Source organism: Streptomyces sp. NPDC048171 (assembly GCF_043202655.1).
In the GTDB taxonomy this organism is placed as follows: Bacteria; Actinomycetota; Actinomycetes; order Streptomycetales; family Streptomycetaceae; genus Streptomyces.
Genome location: NZ_JBIDAU010000012.1, coordinates 138,723 through 154,035, shown reverse-complemented (window position 1 = coordinate 154,035; position 15,313 = coordinate 138,723). Strand labels below are relative to the sequence as shown.

Below are 15,313 nucleotides of genomic sequence, written 5' to 3'. Positions count from 1 at the left end.
CTAACAGCGTCGGTGGTGATTGTTGATCAGCCGTTGGTCCTAGGTCCGGCGTCGTGTACCCGCCCCCGACGGGGCGTCAGTCCTCCCCCTCCAGATCGCCCTCGGTCTCCAGGTACACCTGCCGCAGGGCTTCCAGGACGGCCGGGTCGGGCTTCTCCCACATGCCGCGCGACTCCGCCTCCAGCAGGCGCTCGGCGATGCCGTGCAGGGCCCAGGGGTTGGCCTGCTGGAGGAACTCGCGGTTGGCGGGGTCCAGGACGTACGCCTCGGTGAGCTTGTCGTACATCCAGTCCGCGACCACGCCCGTGGTGGCGTCGTAGCCGAAGAGGTAGTCGACGGTGGCGGCGAGTTCGAAGGCGCCCTTGTAGCCGTGGCGGCGCATCGCCTCGATCCACTTGGGGTTGACCACGCGGGCGCGGAAGACGCGGGAGGTCTCCTCCACCAGGGTGCGGGTGCGGACCGTCTCCGGGCGGGTGGAGTCGCCGATGTACGCCTCGGGCGCGGTGCCGCGCAGGGCGCGGACGGTGGCGACCATGCCGCCGTGGTACTGGAAGTAGTCGTCGGAATCGGCGATGTCGTGCTCGCGGGTGTCCGTGTTCTTGGCCGCCACCGCGATCCGCTTGTACGCCGTCTCCATCTCGTCGCGCGCCGGGCGGCCGTCGAGTTCGCGGCCGTAGGCGTAGCCGCCCCAGACGCTGTAGACCTCGGCGAGGTCGGCGTCGGTGCGCCAGTCGCGGGAGTCGATCAGCTGGAGCAGGCCGGCGCCGTACGTGCCGGGGCGGGAGCCGAAGATGCGGGTGGTGGCGCGGCGTTCGTCGCCGTGTTCGGCGAGGTCGGCCTGCACGTGGGCGCGGACGTGGTTCGCCTCGGCCGGTTCCTCCAGGGAGGCGGCCAGGCGTACCGCGTCGTCGAGGAGGCCCACGGTGTGCGGGAACGCGTCGCGGAAGAAGCCGGAGATGCGCAGGGTGACGTCGATGCGCGGGCGGCCCAGCTCCTCGTGGGGGATGGCTTCGAGGCCGGTGACGCGGCGGGAGGCGTCGTCCCAGACGGGCCGCACGCCGAGCAGCGCGAGGACCTCGGCGACGTCGTCGCCTGCGGTGCGCATGGCGCTGGTGCCCCACAGGGAGAGGCCGACGGAGGTGGGCCATTCGCCGTTGTCGGTGCGGTAGCGCTCCAGGAGGCTGTCCGCGAGGGCCTGGCCGGTCTCCCACGCGAGGCGGGAGGGTACGGCCTTGGGGTCGACGGAGTAGAAGTTGCGGCCGGTCGGCAGGACGTTGACCAGGCCGCGCAGGGGTGAGCCGGACGGTCCCGCGGGGACGAAGCCGCCGTTCAGGGCGTGCACGGCGTGGTCGATCTCGGCCGTGGTAGCGGCGAGCCTGGGGACGACCTCGCGGGCGGCGAACTCCAGTACCGCGGCGACCTGTTCGCCGTGCTCCGACGGTACGGCGGCGAGGTCCCAGCCGGCGTCGTCCATGGCCTGGACCAGTGCGCGGGCCTGCTCCTCGGCGGCGTCGGCCGTGGTGCGGGTGGCGGCCGACTCGTCGAGGCCCAGGGCTTCGCGCAGGCCGGGCAGAGCGGTGGTGCCGCCCCAGATCTGGCGGGCCCGCAGGATGGCGAGGACGAGGTTGACGCGGTCGGCGCCGGCCGGCGGGTTGCCGAGGACGTGCAGGCCGTCGCGGATCTGGGCGTCCTTGACCTCGCACAGCCAGCCGTCGACGTGCAGCAGGAAGTCGTCGAAGCCGTCGTCGTCCGGGCGGTCCTGCATGCCGAGGTCGTGGTCGAGCTTGGCGGCCTGGATCAGGGTCCAGATCTGGGCGCGGATCGCCGGGAGCTTCGCCGGGTCCATGGACGCGATCTGCGCGTACTCGTCGAGGAGTTGCTCCAGGCGCGCGATGTCGCCGTAGGAGTCGGCGCGGGCCATCGGCGGCACGAGGTGGTCGACGAGGGTGGCGTGCACGCGGCGCTTGGCCTGGGTGCCCTCGCCGGGGTCGTTGACGAGGAAGGGGTAGATCAGCGGCAGGTCGCCGAGGGCGGCGTCGGGGCCGCAGGCGGCGGACAGGCCGGCGTTCTTGCCGGGCAGCCACTCCAGGTTGCCGTGCTTGCCCAGGTGGATCATCGCGTCGGCGCCGAAGCCGCCGTCCTCGGCCCGCGCGGCGATCCAGCGGTAGGCGGCGAGGTAGTGGTGGGAGGGCGGCAGGTCGGGGTCGTGGTAGATGGCGATGGGGTTCTCGCCGAAGCCGCGCGGCGGCTGGATGAGGATCAGCAGGTTACCGCGGCGCAGGGCGGCGAGGACGATGTCGCCCTCCGGATTGCGGCTGCGGTCGACGAACATCTCGCCCGGTGCCGGGCCCCAGTGTTCCTCGACGGCCGTGCGCAGCTCCGCGGGCAGGGTGGCGTACCAGCGCTTGTAGTCGGCGGCCGCGATGCGGACCGGGTTGCGGGCGAGCTGTTCCTCGGTGAGCCAGTCCTGGTCGTGGCCGCCCGCCTCGATGAGCGCGCGGATCAGTTCGTCGCCGTCGCCCGAGGCCAGGCCCGGGACCTCGGCGTCGGTGCCGAAGTCGTAGCCCTCCTCGCGCAGTCGGCGCAGCAGGGCCACCGCGCTGGCCGGGGTGTCCAGGCCGACGGCGTTGCCGATGCGGGAGTGCTTGGTCGGGTAGGCGGACAGGACCAGGGCCAGGCGCTTGTCGGCCGCCGGGATGTGCCGCAGGCGGGCGTGGCGCACGGCGATGCCGGCGACGCGGGCGGCGCGCTCGGGGTCGGCGACGTAGGCGGGGAGGCCGTCCGCGTCGATCTCCTTGAAGGAGAAGGGCACGGTGATCAGGCGGCCGTCGAACTCGGGAACGGCTATCTGGCTGGCGGCGTCCAGCGGGGAGACGCCCTCGTCGTTGCTCTCCCAGTCGGCGCGGGAGCCGGTCAGGCACAGGGCCTGGAGGATGGGGACGTCGAGGGTGGTGAGCGCGCCGGCGTCCCAGGACTCGTCGTCACCGCCGGCGGACGCCTCGGCGGGCCTGGTGCCGCCGGCCGCGAGGACGGTGGTGACGATCGCGTCGGCCGCCCGCAGGTCCTCGATCAGTTCGGGCTCGGGGGCGCGCAGGGAGGCCACGTAGCGGGGCAGCGGCCGCCCGCCCGCGTTCTCGACGGCGTCGCACAGGGCGTGCACGAAGTCCGTGTTGCCGCTCATGTGGTGGGCGCGGTAGTAGAGCACGGCCACGGTGGGCCCGTCGGCGTCCGGGCGAGGCGTGCGCTCCAGCGGGCCCCAGGTGGGGGCGGGCGTCGGCGGGTCGAAGCCGTGGCCGGTGAGGAGCACGGTGTCGGAGAGGAACCGGGCCAGCTGCTCCAGGTTGGCGGGGCCGCCGTGGGCGAGGTAGGCGTGCGCCTCCGCGGCGAGGCCGACGGGGACGGTGGAGGCCTCCATCAGCTGGGCGTCCGGGGCCTGTTCGCCGCTGAGCACCACGACGGGGCGGCCGTCGGCGAGGAGCAGGTCGAGACCCTCGCGCCAGGCACGCACTCCGCCGAGGAGGCGTACGACGACCAGCCCGACGCCGTCCAGCAGGGCGGGCAGGTCGTCGAGCGGGAGGCGGGCGGGGTTGGCGAACCGGTAGGTGACCGGACCGGTGGCGGCGCGGGCGCTCAGCAGGTCGGTGTCGGACGTCGACAGGAGCAGGATGCTGGGGTGCGAGGCGCGCTCCCCGGACGAATGCGGCATGCGGCGTCTGCCCTTCCTCGGGGTCCGCGCCCCGGGCGGTGAGAGACGGCGGGAGTTCCTGACTCGTGCGGCCCCTGAGGGTGGCCGGACTCACAGTGGCGGGACCGCGCCGGATTCACACCGGCTTCCTCCCCTGTCGCCGTCTGGCGGTGGGCGGACCGGATGATCCACCCAGGAGCATAGTAAGGGTCCCGCCGGGAAGGGCGGGGGGTGCCACCGGTGTGATGGTCGGTATGCTCGCCGCCATGTCCTCGGCGCTCCCTTCCACATCCTCCCAGGCCACAGCGGTCTCACGGGACCGTGGTGACGCCTGCCCGGGGACGCTGAGGCTGCACGCCGCCGACGACGGTGCCCTCGCCCGGGTACGGATACCCGGCGGGGTCCTGGGCGTCGGCCAGGCCGAGGCGCTGGCGGACGCGGCCCTGCGGCTGGGCGACGGGGACCTCCATCTGACGTCCCGGGGCAACGTGCAACTGCGGGGGCTGCGCGACGGCTGCGGCGGGGAGCTCGCCGGGCTGCTGGACGCGGCCGGGCTGCTGCCCTCGCCCGCGCACGAACGGGTGCGCAACATCGTCGCCTCACCGCTGTCCGGCCTCGACGGGCGCGGGCTGCGGGACGTACGGCCCTGGCTGTCGGACCTGGACGCCGCGCTGTGCGCGAGCGACGGGGCGCGGGAGCTGTCGGGCCGGTTCCTGTTCGCGCTCGACGACGGGCGCGGGGACGTGACCGGGCTCGGCGCCGACGTCACCGTGCGAGCCGCCGGCGACGACGCGCTGGTCGCGCTGGGCTCGGTGGACGGCGCCTGGCGGGTGGCCGCGGGCGAGGCGTCCCGGGCGGCGCTGCTGGCGGCCGAGACCTTCCTCGACGTCGCGCGCGAGTCCGGGGAGCGGGCGTGGCGGGTGGACGAACTCGCCGTACCGGCCGCTGTCCTGACGCGGGCGGTGGACCGCCGTCTGTCCGAGGCGGGGGTCGCCCACGTCAAGGAGCGGACGGACACGCGCCGTACAGCCGGGCCTCCCCCCGGGCTCGTCGGGGACGCCCTGTGCGTGCACGTTCCGCTGGGCCGTCTCACCGGCCCGCAGTGGCGGGAGTTGACCCGCGTCGCCGCCTCGACGCGGGACACCGAACTGCGGTTGACGCCGTGGCGCGGCGTCGTCGTACCCGTCGGGGGCCTGGGCACGACGGACACCGCCGACGCCCTCGACCGCCTCTCCGCCGCCGGCCTCGTCACCGACGCCGCCTCCCCCTGGCCGCGCGTCGGTGCCTGCATCGGCCGCCCGGGGTGCGGGAAGTCCCACGCCGACGTGCGGGCGGACGCGGCCGGCGGCCTGTCCGCCGCGGGCCGGTCCCCGCTCCCCCTGTACTGGTCCGGCTGCGAACGCCGTTGCGGACACCCGCGGGGCGAGCGGATCGACCTGGTCGCCGTCCCCGAGGGCGGCTACCGCCTCACCGTCGGCCCGCCCGGCGGACCGACCCGCACCACGGTCCTGACGGACCCCTCCCAACTCGCCACCGCACTGGCGGCGATCAACCCATGAGCCCTACGACGACCGAGAGCAGCGGGAATTACACGGTGACCACGCACGCATACGAGAAGGACGGAGCGGCCATCTACCGCCAGTCCTTCGCCACGATCCGGGCGGAGGCGGACCTCACGGGCCTGCCCGCCGACGTCAGCCGGGTCGCCGTCCGGATGATCCACGCCTGCGGCATGGTCGACCTCGTGCGCGACATCGGCCACACGCCCACGGTGGTGGCCCGTGCCCGCGAGGCCCTGCTGGCCGGTGCGCCGATCCTCTGCGACGTGCAGATGGTGGCCAGCGGTGTGACCCGCAAGCGGCTGCCCGCGGACAACGAGGTGCTGTGCACCCTCTCCGACCCGGCCGTCCCGGGGCTGGCGGCGGAGCTGGGCACCACGCGCAGCGCCGCCGCGCTGGAGCTGTGGCGCGACCGCCTGGAGGGCTCCGTGGTCGCCGTCGGCAACGCGCCCACCGCCCTCTTCCGGCTCCTGGAGATGATCGAGGAGGGGGCGCCGAGGCCCGCGGCCGTCATCGGCGTGCCCGTCGGCTTCATCGGTGCCGCCGAGTCCAAGGACGCCCTGGCCGCCCATCCGTCGGGCCTGGAGCACCTGGTCGTCCGGGGCCGTCGCGGAGGCAGCGCCATCGCCGCCGCCGCACTCAACGCGATCGCGAGCGAGGAAGAATGAGCGGCAAGCTGTACGGGGTCGGGCTCGGTCCCGGCGACCCCTCCCTGATGACCGTGCGCGCGGTCGAGGCCATCGCCGAGGCGGATGTGATCGCGTATCACAGCGCCCGGCACGGACGGTCCATCGCCCGCTCCATCGCGGAGCGGCACCTGCGCGCCGACCATGTCGAGGAACGGCTGGTCTACCCGCTCACCGTCGAGACCACCGACCACCCGGGCGGCTACCAGGGCGCCATGGACGACTTCTACGCCGAGGCCTCGGCGCGGCTCGCCGCCCACCTCGACGCGGGCCGCACGGTCGCCGTCCTCGCGGAGGGCGACCCGCTCTTCTACGGCTCCTACATGCACATGCACAAGCGGCTCGCCGACCGGTACGACACCGAGGTGATCCCCGGCGTGACGTCCGTGTCCGCCGCCGCGGCCCGGCTGGGCACGCCGCTCGTCGAGGGCGAGGAGGTGCTGACCATCCTGCCGGGCACGTTGCCCGAGGAGGAGCTGACGGCCCGGCTCGCCTCGACGGACTCGGCCGTGGTGATGAAGCTGGGCCGTACCTTCACCAAGGTGCGCCGCGCGCTGGAGGGGTCGGGCCGGCTCGCCGAGGCGCGGTACGTCGAGCGGGCCACGATGGCGGGCGAGCGTCTCGCGGAGCTGGCCGACGTGGAGGCCGAGTCGGTGCCCTACTTCTCGGTGGCGGTGCTGCCGAGCCAGGTGGACGCCGAGCCGCCGATGCCGGCGCCGGGTGCCGTCGGGGAGGTCGTGGTCGTGGGGACCGGGCCGGCCGGGCCGTTGTGGCTGACGCCCGAGACGCGGGGCGCGCTCGCCGCCGCCGACGACCTGGTCGGTTACACCACCTACCTGGACCGTGTCCCGGTCCGGGCGGGGCAGCGGCGCCACGGATCGGACAACAAGGTGGAGGCCGAGCGCGCGGAGTTCGCGCTGGGGCTGGCCCGGCGGGGGCGCCGGGTCGCCGTCGTCTCCGGCGGCGATCCCGGGGTCTTCGCCATGGCCACGGCCGTGCTGGAGGCCGCCTCGGTCGAGGAGCACGCGGACGTTCCGGTGCGGGTGCTGCCCGCGGTGACCGCCGCCAACGCCGCCGCCGCCCGTGCGGGGGCTCCGCTCGGGCACGACTACGCCGCCCTCTCGCTCTCCGACCGGCTCAAGCCGTGGGAGGTCATCGCCGAGCGGTTGCGGGCCGCGGCCGGCGCCGACCTGGTGCTGGCGCTGTACAACCCGGGTTCCGGCAGCCGGACCTGGCAGGTCGGCAAGGCCCGCGAGCTGCTCCTCGAACACCGGGCGCCGGACACGCCCGTCGTGGTCGCCCGGGACGTGGGCGGCTCCGGCGAGCGGGTGCGGATCGTACGGCTGGCGGAGCTGGACCCGGCCGAGGTCGACATGCGCACCATCCTGCTGGTCGGCTCGTCCCAGACGCGGGTGGTGCGGCGCGGCGACGGCGAAGAGGTCGTCTGGACGCCCCGCCGCTACCCGGAGACGTGAGGGTCGCCCGGGGGCCGGCGCCTCGCGTGTGCCTCCCGGACCCATCGCGCCGCCTCCCCGGGCCCGCTCACGACCGGCACGCCCTCGGGCACCGGCGGTCTGCGCACCACGACCACCGGCACCCCGGCCTCACGGGCGGCCGCCAGCTTCGGCGCGGTGGCCTCTCCCCCGCTGTCCTTGGTGACCAGGACGTCGATCCGGTGCCGGCTCAGCAGCTCGCGTTCCCCGTCGAGGGTGAACGGGCCGCGGTCGAGCAGTACCTCCATGCGGGGCGGACGCGGTGGGCCAGGGGCGTCGACCGACCGCACGAGGAACCACAGGTCGCGCAGACCGGCGAAGGCGGCAAGACCCGTGCGGCCGGTGGTGAGGAAGACCCGCCCGCCGAGCGCGGGGAGCAGCGCGGCGGCCTCCGCGAGGGACCCTGCCTCGTGCCAGTCGTCACCGGCCGCCGGCGCCCAGCCCGGGCGGCGCAGGGCGAGCAGGGGAATCCGGGCGGTGGCGGCGGCCCGCGCGGCGTTGAAACTGATGGTGCCGGCGAACGGGTGCGTGGCGTCGACGAGCAGGTCGACGGTGTGCTCGCCGAGCCAGACGGCGAGACCTTCGGCTCCGCCGAAGCCGCCGACGCGCACCTCGCCGGGCGGCATCCGGGACGCGGCCACCCGTCCGGCCAGGGAGTTCGTCACCCGGAGCCCCGGCAGGCGTTCGGCCGCCAGGAGTTCGGCGAGCCGGCGGGCCTCCGTGGTGCCGCCGAGGATCAGTACGTGCACGGCAGGGTCGTTCCCTTTCTGCGGTTTCGTCCCTCCGGTGGGACACGAGTGAGCGGGACATGAGCGGCGAGGCCAAGGGCGGTCGCGGCGCCCAACTCAAGCACACCGGTCTGCGTCCCGGCTGGACCACGGGTGCCTGCGCGACGGCGGCGACGACCGCCGCGTACACGGCGCTGCTGGCGGGTGACTTCCCCGATCCGGTGACGATCACGCTGCCCAGGGGCCAGACGCCGTCCTTCGTGCTCGCTGCCGAGGAGCTGGCGGACGGACACGCGATGGCGGGGATCGTGAAGGACGCGGGCGACGATCCGGACGTGACGCACGGGGCGCTGGTCCGGGCGACGGTGCGGATGCTGCCCGCCGGGTCCGGGGTCGTCTTCCGCGCCGGGCCGGGCGTGGGCACGGTCACCCGCCCCGGCCTGCCGCTGCCGGTCGGCGAACCGGCCGTCAACCCCGTGCCCCGGCAGCTGATGCGCGACCACGTCGCACGCGTCGCCGAGCGGTACGGCGGCAGCGGCGACGTCGAGGTCACCGTCTCCGTCGACGACGGCGAGGAGATCGCCCGCTCCACCTGGAACCCCCGGCTCGGCATCCTCGGCGGCCTCTCCGTCCTGGGCACCACCGGGATCGTCGTGCCGTACTCGTGCTCGGCGTGGATCGACTCGATCCGGCGCGGGGTGGACGTGGCCCGCGCGGCGGGGCGTACGCATGTCGCGGGGTGCACCGGCTCCACCTCGGAGCGGACGGTCGTCGAGGAGTACGGGCTGCCGGAGGACGCGCTGCTGGACATGGGCGACTTCGCGGGCGCGGTACTGAAGTACGTCCGCCGTCATCCCGTGGACCGCCTGACGGTGTGCGGCGGTTTCGCGAAGCTCTCCAAGCTCGCCGCCGGCCACCTCGATCTGCACTCCGGGCGCTCCCAGGTCGACAAGGGCTTCCTCGCCGGGCTCGCCCGGCGCGGCGGCGCCGACGAGGCCCTGGCCGCCGAGGTGGCGGGGGCCAACACCGGGCTCGCCGCCCTCCAGCTGTGCCGGGCGGCCGGGGTTCCGCTGGGCGACCTGGTGGCGGTGGCGGCCCGCGACCAGTCGCTGGCCGTGCTGCGCGGGGCGCCGGTCGCGGTCGACGTGATCTGCGTCGACCGCGCGGGGACGGTGGTGGGCCGCAGCGGGGTGGCCTGAGCGCGGGACAGGGGGACTACCCGTCCGCGTGGCCGTTCTCGTCCCGCACCGGGCCCACCCGCAGGCGGTTGCCGTCCGGGTCCCGGAGGGCGAGTTCCCGTCCCCAGGGCTGCTCCACGGGCACGACGCCGAACTCGGCGGCGACCGCGTCGAGGTCGGCGACCCGCAGGTACACCAGGGTGCCCGGGCGCGCGTCGCCCTCGTGCTCCGACAGATGGAGCCGGACCCGCCCGCGGGCGACCTCCGTGTACACGGGGAATCCCGGTTCGAAGCGGTGCTCCCACTGCTGGACGAAGCCCAGCCGGGCGTACCAGCGCACCGTCGCGGCGGCGTCGCGCACCCGCAGGACCGGGACGACCTCCTCGGCCGGTGCCGCGGATTCAGCAGACATGCCGGTCCCTCTCCGCCGAGTACAGGTGGCTGTCGCGGAACTGCTCCGCGCCGAGCGTCCGCCCGACCATGATGACGGCCGTGCGCAGCACCCCCGCCTCCTTCACCTTCCCGGCGATCTCGTCGAGCGTGCCGCGCAGGACCAGCTCGTCGGGGCGGGATGCGTAGGCGACGACGGCGGCGGGGCAGTCGGCGCCGTAGTGCGGCAGCAGCTCGTCCACCACGCGGTCCACGTACCGGGCGGCGAGGTGCAGCACGATCAGCGCGCCGCTGCGGCCCAGGGTGGCGAGGTCCTCGCCCTCGGGCATGGCGGTGGCCTGCTGGGCGACGCGGGTCAGGATGACCGTCTGCCCGACCGTCGGCACGGTCAGCTCCCGCTTCAGGGCGGCCGCCGCCGCGGCGAAGGCGGGAACGCCCGGGACCACCTCGTACGGCACCCCGGCCGCGTCCAGTCGCCGCATCTGCTCGGCGACCGCGCTGAACACGGAGGGGTCCCCGGAGTGCAGCCGGGCGACGTCGTGGCCCTCCTCGTGCGCGCGGACCAGTTCGGCCGTGATCTCGTCCAGAGTGAGCTGAGCGGTGTCCACCAGCCTCGCGTCCGTGGGGCACTCCGCGAGCAGTTCGCGCGGCACCAGGCTGCCCGCGTACAGGCAGACCCGGCAGGCGGCGAGCGTCCGGGCGCCGCGCACCGTGATCAGGTCGGCGGCGCCGGGGCCGGCACCGATGAAGTACACGGTCATGTGTCTGCTCCTGCGGATGGTTCGACGGTCTTCTCCACGGCCCACTGGGTGACCGGCATCGCCTGTCGCCACCCGGTGAAGCCGCCCACCGGAACGGCGTGCGCCACGGCCAGGCGGACCAGTTCGCCGCCGTGGCGGCGATGGGCGTCGGCCAGCAGCGCCTCGGATTCCAGCGTCACGGTGTTGGCCACCATGCGGCCGCCGTCCGGCAGCGCGTCCCAGCAGGCGGCCAGCAGCCCGGGGGCGGTGAGGCCGCCGCCGACGAACACCGCGTCCGGCCGGGGCAGCCCGGCCAGCGCCTCGGGGGCGGCTCCGGTCACCACCCGCAGACCCGGGACGCCGAGCCGTTCGGCGTTGCGAGTGATGCGTTCGGCGCGGGCCGGGTCCCGTTCGACGGTGATCGCCCGACAGGCGGGGTGCGTGCGCATCCACTCGACGGCGATCGAGCCGGAGCCGCCGCCGACGTCCCACAGGAGTTCGCCGGGTGCGGGGGCCAAGGCGCCGAGCGTGGCGGCCCGGATGTGCCGTTTGGTGAGCTGCCCGTCGTGCTCGTAGGCCGCGTCCGGCAGGCCCGGCACCGCGCCCAGGCGCAGCGCGTCCGGGGCCCGGCGGCACTCGACGGCGACGATGTTGAGGGGGTCGCCCGGCGGGTGCGGCGGCGGCCAGTCGTCGGCGGTGGCCGGCGTCGTCGTGCGCTCTCGCGCGCCGCCGAGCTGTTCCAGCACCCGCATCCGGCTCGGGCCGAAGCCGCGGTCCCTGAGCAGGGCTGCGACCCCGTCGGGGGTGGTGGCGTCCGCGCTGAGCACGAGGAGGCGCCGGCCGTCGTGCAGGGCGGCGGTGAGGCGGGCCGCGGGCCGTCCCACGAGCGTGACGACCTCGACGTCCTCCAGGGGCCAGCCGAGGCGGGCGCAGGCGTGGGAGACGGAGGAGGGGTGCGGCAGGACGCGCACGGCGCCGGGCCCGAGTTCTTCGGTGAGGGCGCGGCCGATGCCGTAGAACATGGGGTCGCCGCTGGCCAGGACGGCGATGCGGCGGCCGGCGTGCGCGGCGAGGAGGCCGGGGACCGCGGGCCGCAGCGGGGAGGGCCAGGCGACCCGTTCCCCGGTGCACTCCGGGGACAGCAGGTCGAGTTGGCGTGCGCCGCCGATCACGACGTCAGCGTCGAGCAGGGTCCCTCGCGCGACGTCCGAGAGCCCTTCCCAGCCGTCGGCGCCGATCCCGACGACGGCCGGTGCGGGGGTCTGGGCGGTGGTCACTGCTGAGTACCTCGGGGTCCGGGAAGGCGGCAGACGCGCTCTGCCGAAGACGCACTCTACGGGGCGCCCACCTGCGCGGGGCCGGTCGGGTGCCCATCACCCGTGCACATCGGCGCCTTCTTGTTGCACACTGTTCGCAACAGCTCATGGAGCGCAGGAAGGGGTGGATGCTGTGCCCGTGTCCAGGCGTGCCGGCCGGGTGCCGGCCATCGACCGGGCGGCGCGAGCGGGGGATCCTCGCGCCGCCCTCCTCCCCCTCCGCTGCCGGTGACCGCCCGATGACCTCCGGCATCCGCGTCCACCGCGGACCCGGGGTGCTCGCGCACACCGAAGCGCTCCGTGCGGTGTACGTCGACGCGTTCTGCGCGCCGCCCTGGAACGAGGACGAGGAGAGGGCGACGGAGTTCGCGGCGCGGCTGCGGGCGGACGCGGGCCGGCCCGGGTTCACCGCGGCGACCTCCGTGCGGGACGGGGAGGTCGTCGGTTTCGCCACCGCGTGGACGACCCCGGCGCCCTTCCCCACCGACCGCTGCCACCCGCAGGCCGCCGCGGCCCTGGGTGCCGGCCGCACCGCCGACTGGCTGTGCGGCGCCCGGGGGATCGACGAACTGGCCGTCCGCCGAGCGGACCGCGGCTCCGGACTCGCGGGCCGCCTGCTCGACGCCGTGACCGAGGACGCGCCCGGGGGACGCGCCTGGCTGCTGACGTCGGTCCGCAGCGGACGGGCCCTCGCCTTCTACCGCCGCCGGGGCTGGACCCAGGTGACCCACCCCTCCCCCTACGGCCGGGGCATCGTCGTGCTCCTCGGGCCGCACCATCCGGCCCGTTTCGCGGCGCCGCCACCCCTCTGAGCCCCGGGTCACGCGTCGGTCCCGGCGCCGCCTGACTGGTCGCACGTGCGTGAGTGATGAAAACTGACGCTATGGACCGCTTGCCACGGCGGAGCATCGCCGGCCAGGTCTTTCTGCTGCAGGTCGGCACAGCGGTGCTGCTCATCGTCACCGCGGTGGTGCTCCTTGTGTTCCAGGCACAGCGCGACAGCACCGACGACGCCCGCCGCACCGCCCTGGGCGTCGCGGAGTCCTTCGCCAGGGCTCCGGGCACGGCGGCGGCCATCACCGGAGCCGGCCCCACGGCGGTTCTCCAGCCCCGTACCGAGGCCGTCGCCGAGTCCTCCGACGTCGACTACGTCGTGGTCTTCGACGACGAGGGCATCCGCCTGACCCACCCCGACCGGGGGCTGATCGGCAAGCGCGTCACCGGCCCGCCCGGACTGCTGGAGGAGGTTCTCGGCGGTGGGTCGGTCACCCGTACGTTCGACACGGTGGTGGGCCCGACGGTGAACGCCGACGCCCCCGTGCGGGACGCGGACGGCCGCGTGGTGGGCGGTGTGGCCGTGGGCATCACGATCACCAACGTCAACGAGTCGGCCAACCGGCAGCTGCCCGCTCTGCTGATCGCGGGCGCCGCCTCCCTCGCGCTGGCCCTCGGTGCCGGAGCTCTCGTGAGCCGGCGGCTGCGGCGGCAGACCCATGGTCTGGGACCGGTCGAGATCACGCGCATGTACGAACACCACGACGCGGTGCTGCACACCATCCGCGAGGGGGTGCTGATCGTCGACGGCGACCGTCTGGTACTCGCCAACGACGAGGCCCGGCGCCTCCTCGACCTGCCCGAGACGTGCGAGGGACTCCCCCTCGACCGGCTCGGACTGGACCCGGGGATCGTCGAACTGCTCACCTCGGGCGACACCCGCACGGACGAGATGCACACGGCCGGTGACCGGCTCCTGGCGGTCAGCCTGCGCCGGTTGGACCGAAACGGCGCGGCGTCCGGATCCGTGGCCACGCTGCGGGACACGACCGAGCTGCACCGGGAGCGGAGCAGGGCGGAGCGCGCCCACAAGCGACTGGAACTCCTCTACGACGCGAGTGCCCGGATCGGCACCACACTCGACGTGGTGCGCACCGCCGAGGAACTGGCGGAGGCGTCGACGCCCCGGTGCGCCGACTTCGTCACCGTCGAACTGCTGGAAGCGGTGACGCGAGGCGAGGAGGCCGCCCCGGGCGACCTGATCATGCACCGCGTGGTCCTGCATGGCGTCCGCGACGACGCACCGCTGATCCCGGTCGGCGAGGCGATGACCATTCGCCCCGGTACTCCCGCGACGACGGGCCTCGCCTCCGGACACGCCGTGCTCGTCGCGGACCTGAGCGCGGAGGCCGGCTGGCAGCTGCAGGATCCCGACCGCGCGCCCAGGGTCCTGGCCTACGGCATCCACTCCCTGGTCTCCGTTCCCCTGCGCGCCCGGGGCATCGCGCTCGGCGTGGCCAACTTCTGGCGCGGTGCGGGCTCCGAACCGTTCACCCGGGAGGACCTGTCCATCACCGAGGAACTGGCGTCGCGGGCCGCGGTCGCCATCGACAACGCGAGGCGCTACCACCGCGAGCACACCGTCGCGGTGGCTCTGCAGCGCAGCCTGCTGCCGCACGGACTGCCGGTGCAGAACGCCCTCGACGTCGCCTACCGCTATCTGCCGGCGCAGGCGGGCGTGGGCGGCGACTGGTTCGACGTGATCCCGCTGTCAGGCGCTCGGGTCGCCCTCGTGGTGGGCGACGTGGCCGGTCACGGTCTGCACGCCGCGGCCACCATGGGACGGCTGCGGACCGCCGTGCAGAACTTCGCCGGTCTCGACATGGCTCCCGACGAACTCCTCGGCCACCTCGACGAACTGGTGACCGGCCTCGACCGGGACCGCACCGAGACGAGCAGCGGTTCGGACATCGTCGGTGCGACCTGTCTCTACGCCGTGTACGACCCGGTCTCGGGTGACTGCACCATGGCCCGCGCCGGGCACCCGCCGCCGGCCGTCGTCCGCCCGGACGGCGGCGTGGACTTCCCCGAGCTGCCACCCGGCCCTCCGCTGGGCCTCGGCGGCCTGCCCTTCACCCCGGCCGAGTTCCGGCTTCCCGAGGGCAGCCGGCTCGTCCTGTTCACCAACGGACTGGTGACGGGCCGGGGCCGGGACATCGAGGCGGGCCTCGAGCTGCTCCGCAGGCGGCTCACCAGCGCGGACCGGACGCCGGACGAGACCTGTGCCGTGCTGCTGGACGCGCTGCTCCCCGACCGGCCCGACGACGACATCGTCCTCCTGGTGGCCCGGACCCGGGCCTTCCCCGCCGACCGGGTCGCCGAGTGGCACGTGCCGCGCGACCCCGCGGCCGTCGCCGGCGTCCGGGCCGACGCAACGCGCCGGCTCACCGAGTGGGGGCTCGAGGAGACGGCGTTCACCACCGAGCTGATCCTCAGCGAGCTGGTCACCAACGCCATCCGGCACGCTGCCGAACCGGTGCGCGTCCGGCTGCTGCTCGACCGCAGTCTGATCTGCGAGGTCTCCGACGGCAGCAGCACGGCACCCCACCTGCGCATGGCAGCCACCACCGACGAGGGAGGCCGCGGCCTGTTCCTCGTCGCCCAGTGCGCCCGGCGCTGGGGCACCCGGTACCACGCGCAGGGCAAGGTCATCTGGACCGAGCAGTCCCTGAACGCCCTTGACCCGGACGGCCTCTGACCGCCC

11 protein-coding genes and 1 riboswitch are annotated in these 15,313 nt (G+C 74.8%); of the genes, 6 read left to right on the top strand and 5 right to left on the bottom strand.

Features of this window, described 5'->3' with window-relative positions; translation table 11 throughout:
• Window positions 1–76: 76 nt before the first annotated feature.
• Window positions 77–3,706: a cobaltochelatase subunit CobN gene (cobN, locus tag ACGF3J_RS31035; RefSeq protein WP_161331286.1), complete on the bottom strand. Its 3,630-nt coding sequence runs from the start codon at window positions 3,704–3,706 to the stop codon at window positions 77–79.
• Between the two features lie 29 nt (window positions 3,707–3,735).
• Window positions 3,736–3,884: riboswitch (cobalamin riboswitch) on the bottom strand.
• A 55-nt stretch (window positions 3,885–3,939) separates the two neighbouring features.
• On the opposite strand from cobN, the gene cobG reads away from it, so the two are divergent.
• The 3 genes from cobG to ACGF3J_RS31020 are packed head-to-tail and all read left to right on the top strand — an operon-like array spanning window position 3,940 to window position 7,405.
• The gene (gene cobG, locus ACGF3J_RS31030) at window positions 3,940–5,244 is read left to right on the top strand and encodes a precorrin-3B synthase (RefSeq protein ID WP_202558765.1); all 1,305 of its coding nucleotides are present in this window, start codon (window positions 3,940–3,942) and stop codon (window positions 5,242–5,244) included.
• Window positions 5,241–5,912, top strand: coding sequence for a precorrin-8X methylmutase (locus ACGF3J_RS31025; protein ID WP_161331288.1), 672 nt, complete (start codon window positions 5,241–5,243; stop codon window positions 5,910–5,912). The genes cobG and ACGF3J_RS31025 overlap by 4 nt, the downstream gene beginning before the upstream one ends.
• Complete coding sequence (locus tag ACGF3J_RS31020; RefSeq protein ID WP_393855250.1) at window positions 5,909–7,405, top strand: precorrin-2 C(20)-methyltransferase; 1,497 nt, start codon at window positions 5,909–5,911, stop codon at window positions 7,403–7,405. Before ACGF3J_RS31025 ends, ACGF3J_RS31020 begins: the two co-directional genes overlap by 4 nt.
• On the opposite strand, the gene ACGF3J_RS31015 is transcribed toward ACGF3J_RS31020, so the two are convergent.
• The gene (locus ACGF3J_RS31015) at window positions 7,390–8,172 is read right to left on the bottom strand and encodes a cobalt-precorrin-6A reductase (protein ID WP_393855249.1); all 783 of its coding nucleotides are present in this window, start codon (window positions 8,170–8,172) and stop codon (window positions 7,390–7,392) included. The two genes, ACGF3J_RS31020 and ACGF3J_RS31015, sit on opposite strands and share 16 nt — an antisense overlap.
• Before the next feature lie 59 nt (window positions 8,173–8,231).
• Here ACGF3J_RS31015 and ACGF3J_RS31010 point away from each other — a divergent pair, with 59 nt between their 5' ends.
• Window positions 8,232–9,350, top strand: a complete 1,119-nt coding sequence (locus ACGF3J_RS31010) for a cobalt-precorrin-5B (C(1))-methyltransferase (RefSeq protein WP_161329441.1) — start codon at window positions 8,232–8,234, stop codon at window positions 9,348–9,350.
• A 16-nt stretch (window positions 9,351–9,366) separates the two neighbouring features.
• On the opposite strand, the gene ACGF3J_RS31005 is transcribed toward ACGF3J_RS31010, so the two are convergent.
• From ACGF3J_RS31005 to cbiE, 3 genes are read right to left on the bottom strand one after another with little or no spacing between them, the layout of a single operon-like run.
• Entirely contained in the window at window positions 9,367–9,741 is a 375-nt protein-coding gene (locus ACGF3J_RS31005) for a glyoxalase superfamily protein (protein ID WP_161329440.1), read from the bottom strand.
• A complete protein-coding gene (gene cobM, locus ACGF3J_RS31000) occupies window positions 9,731–10,480 on the bottom strand; it encodes a precorrin-4 C(11)-methyltransferase (RefSeq protein ID WP_161329439.1) in 750 nt (249 codons plus the stop codon). The genes ACGF3J_RS31005 and cobM overlap by 11 nt, the downstream gene beginning before the upstream one ends.
• The gene (cbiE, locus tag ACGF3J_RS30995) at window positions 10,477–11,736 is read right to left on the bottom strand and encodes a precorrin-6y C5,15-methyltransferase (decarboxylating) subunit CbiE (protein ID WP_161329438.1); all 1,260 of its coding nucleotides are present in this window, start codon (window positions 11,734–11,736) and stop codon (window positions 10,477–10,479) included. Before cbiE ends, cobM begins: the two co-directional genes overlap by 4 nt.
• Before the next feature lie 278 nt (window positions 11,737–12,014).
• Here cbiE and ACGF3J_RS30990 point away from each other — a divergent pair, with 278 nt between their 5' ends.
• Together ACGF3J_RS30990 and ACGF3J_RS30985 are read left to right on the top strand one after the other, a co-directional pair.
• Window positions 12,015–12,587, top strand: a complete 573-nt coding sequence (locus tag ACGF3J_RS30990) for a GNAT family N-acetyltransferase (RefSeq protein ID WP_161329437.1) — start codon at window positions 12,015–12,017, stop codon at window positions 12,585–12,587.
• A gap of 71 nt (window positions 12,588–12,658) precedes the next feature.
• The gene (locus tag ACGF3J_RS30985; RefSeq protein ID WP_237552576.1) at window positions 12,659–15,307 is read left to right on the top strand and encodes a SpoIIE family protein phosphatase; all 2,649 of its coding nucleotides are present in this window, start codon (window positions 12,659–12,661) and stop codon (window positions 15,305–15,307) included.
• The last annotated feature ends 6 nt before the right edge of the window (window positions 15,308–15,313 follow it).